This is a genomic window from Trebonia sp., assembly GCF_049794275.1.
In the GTDB taxonomy this organism is placed as follows: domain Bacteria; phylum Actinomycetota; class Actinomycetes; order Streptosporangiales; family Streptosporangiaceae; genus Trebonia.
On the sequence record NZ_JBARCR010000849.1, the window covers coordinates 1 to 2,978 of the forward strand.

Annotated in this window: 2 protein-coding genes and 1 pseudogene; 2 read left to right on the forward strand and 1 reads right to left on the reverse strand. The window is 68.9% G+C overall.

What is annotated here, in order from left to right; all coding sequences use genetic code 11:
- Positions 1–95 precede the first annotated feature (95 nt).
- Together serS and WA805_RS21995 are read left to right on the forward strand one after the other, a co-directional pair.
- Complete coding sequence (gene serS, locus WA805_RS21990; protein ID WP_422285406.1) at positions 96–1,355, forward strand: serine--tRNA ligase; 1,260 nt, start codon at positions 96–98, stop codon at positions 1,353–1,355.
- 60 nt (positions 1,356–1,415) lie between these two features.
- Complete coding sequence (locus WA805_RS21995; protein WP_425243273.1) at positions 1,416–2,729, forward strand: hypothetical protein; 1,314 nt, start codon at positions 1,416–1,418, stop codon at positions 2,727–2,729.
- Positions 2,730–2,739: 10 nt separating this feature from the next.
- Here the strand turns inward: WA805_RS21995 and WA805_RS22000 are convergent.
- Positions 2,740–2,978, reverse strand: a pseudogene (locus WA805_RS22000) (hypothetical protein); the annotation flags it as partial.

Genomic DNA, 2,978 nt, shown 5'->3' on the forward strand with positions numbered 1-2,978 from the left:
GCATCGCCAGCGTCAGCGCGCGGGCCGCCACTCCTGGTAGCGTTTTGGTCGCAACAGTTGTCCGCCAAGTTCGCACCGAGGACTGACACGTCACCATGCTGGACAGACGATTCATCAGGGACAATCCCGAGGCCGTGAAGGCCGCGGTCCGGGTCAAGGGCATCGACCTCGACGTCGACGAGCTGCTCCGCCTGGATCAGTCCAGCCGTGAACTGCAGCGTGACCTTGACGAGGCGCAGACCCAGCGGAAGAGCTTCGCCAGGGAGTTCGGCAGGGCCGACGAGGCCACCAGGGAGAAGCTGAGAGCCGAGCACGAGGAGCAGGACCTCCACCTGAGGAGCGTCCGCGAGCAGCTCACTGACGTCAACGAGCGGCTGCAGGCGCTGCTGCTGCGTACCCCGATGGTCCCGTGGACGGGAGCGCCGGTGGGCGACGAGTCGGCCAACGTCACGATCAGGACGTGGGGCGAGCAGCCGGCCTTCGACTTCGAACCCAAGGATCACGTCGAGCTGCTGGAAAGCCGGGACTGGGCGGAGTTCAGCCGGGCGAGGAAGGCGTCAGGCGAGCGAGCGTACGCGCTGAAAGGCGAGATGGTGCTGCTCGAGCGGGCGATGCTGTCCTACGCGCTCGACTACCTCATCGAGCTCGGCTTGATGCCGATCTCGGTCCCCGCGCTCGTGCGGGAGGAGCCGCTCATCGGCAACGGGCAGTTCCCTGCGCACCGCGAAGAGACCTACGCGATCCCCGCCGACGACCTGTACCTCGCTGGCACCGCGGAAGTCGCCCTCGTCGGGCTGCATGCCGGTGAGATCCTCGACGCCAGGGCACTGCCGATCAGGTACGCCGGCATCTCGCCGTGCTTCCGCCGGGAGGCGGGCAGCGCCGGCCGTGACGTCCGGGGGCTGCTGCGGGTGCACCAGTTCGAGAAGGTGGAGCAGTTCGTCATCTGCAGGGCCGATGACGAGGAATCCGACCAGTGGCACGCCGAGCTGCTCGACGCCGCCGAGCACCTGCTCCAGGGTCTCGGCCTGGCGTATCAGGTGGTAGAGATCTCCACCGGCGATATGGGCGCGGGCAAGTACCGGATGAACGACATCGAAACCTGGATGCCGTCGCTTGGCGCGTACCGCGAGACGCACAGCTGCTCGTCGCTGCACGACTGGCAGGCCCGCCGGGCTAGCATCAGGTACCGCGACACCGACGGGACCGTCAAGTTCGCGTACACGCTGAACAACACGGCGATCGCCACGCCGCGGCTGCTCGCCGCGCTCGTCGAGAACTACCAGACCGCAGACCAGAAGGTGCAGATTCCGAAGGTTCTCCGCCCGTACCTGGGCGGCCGGACCGAGTTGTAAGAGCTACCGGAAGACGGAGGGCAGTGCGCGGTGGGACCTGGGCGTCGTACGCTGCGAGGCGTGGAACTCGAAGCTGACCGTGTTGCTGAGCTCGCCGGGCGCCCGCTCGGTGAACTGCGGCGGCGCGATGTCGCAATAGCACTGCTCAGCGTGGCGCCAGACGACGCGCTCAGGTCACTTCCCGGCCTCAGGCGGGGCCTGCTCGCGGCCGGCAACCCGTTGTCCGCGCCGTTCTGGGACTCCGCGGAAGCCATCCTGCAGAAGATCAGGGATCAGGAGGCGACGTTCGGGGACGTGCACGGCTGGCTTGAGGCCACCGGAACGGAACCGACGGGGATTATCGGCCTGCACGTCTGGGAGGAGCCGGCCCAGCGCAGCTCGCTCCAAGAGGAGATGCACGTCCGGCTGGTGAGCTACCTGGAGGAGTGCCTGGCCGCCGGGAGAATCGACCCGGACAAACTGGCCGCGGGGGACGCTGGGGAACGCCGCGAATACCTCACGCTGCAGGAGCAGTGGATGACCACTCCGCTGCCCGATGGCCGGGTGCCGATGACGGCGCTGCTCGACGAGCAGGACGAGGCGTTCCTCGCCGACTGGGCGGCGGCTGACGAGGAGGCCCTGTCCGCGCTGCGCGCGATGCTCCAGACCGCAGGCGACAGGCCGCTGCCCGCCGCCGACCTGGTAGCGGCGACCGCCAGGCTGCGCGCGGACATCGCCCGCCCCGGCTGGCCCGGGCAGATGCTTATCTCGTTCAGCGGGCGGAACGCGGATGCGCTGCCCCCGGATGACACAGAGATGTGGCTGACGCTCGCCACCTCGGTGGCCTCCCCGCAGGGTGACCCGCTCTCGGAAGAGGACAAGGAGTTCGCCCGCGCCATGGAGTGGGCCGAAGACGAAGACCTCGACTTCGGCGCCGAGGACAACGGTCCCGACGACGAAGACGACGACGACGAGCCCGACGAGATGTCCGCCGCGATGGCCGCGGTCGCCGCCCTGGATCACTTCGACTGGCTAGCGGTCATGTCGGCGCTGATCACCGGCGGACCTGGCACGCCGGCGTCGGCCGCGGACCTCGCCAGGTACGTCAGTGACTTCGATCCTGGCGAGCTGGCCGGCTTCGAGGACGTGGACGACGAAGACGACGAGGACGAAGTTGACCTGGAGGAGGAACCGGACTCAGCCAGCTTCGGGGACTTCGATGACGCCGACGACCTCGAGGAGTTCGACGAATTCGACGAGCTCAGCGTCGAGGGCCTGTTCCTGCACGTCACCGCCATGTGGAGCGTACTGGGCGCGATCGACGAAGACGACCGGCTGACCCCGCTCGGCTGGTGGGGCCTCCCCGAGGCAATGCAGCGCGCCTGGTCGGCGTAACCCGGCCGGGTCAGTCGTCGGCGCCTAGCTGCTCGTAGGCAGGCGCCAGGACGTCGCGGAGGTCCCTGCCGCGCACTGTGACCGGCGGCGGGTCGAACATTCGCAGTAGCAGATCCGGGGTCGCTGGCGTCGCGGACGGCGCGGCGAGCGCGCGCAGGCGCGCCTGGCTCAGGCCTGGCGTCCAGAATCCGTCCAGGGCCCGCGCCAGCGGCGGACCCGTCACGTCGGCGAGCACGGCGTGGGTGGCGC

What these genes read in the sequence shown, in the direction of transcription:
- serS (WP_422285406.1), top strand. Translation starts at nt 96, where the DNA reads ATGCTGGACAGACGATTCATCAGGGACAATCCCGAGGCCGTGAAGGCC.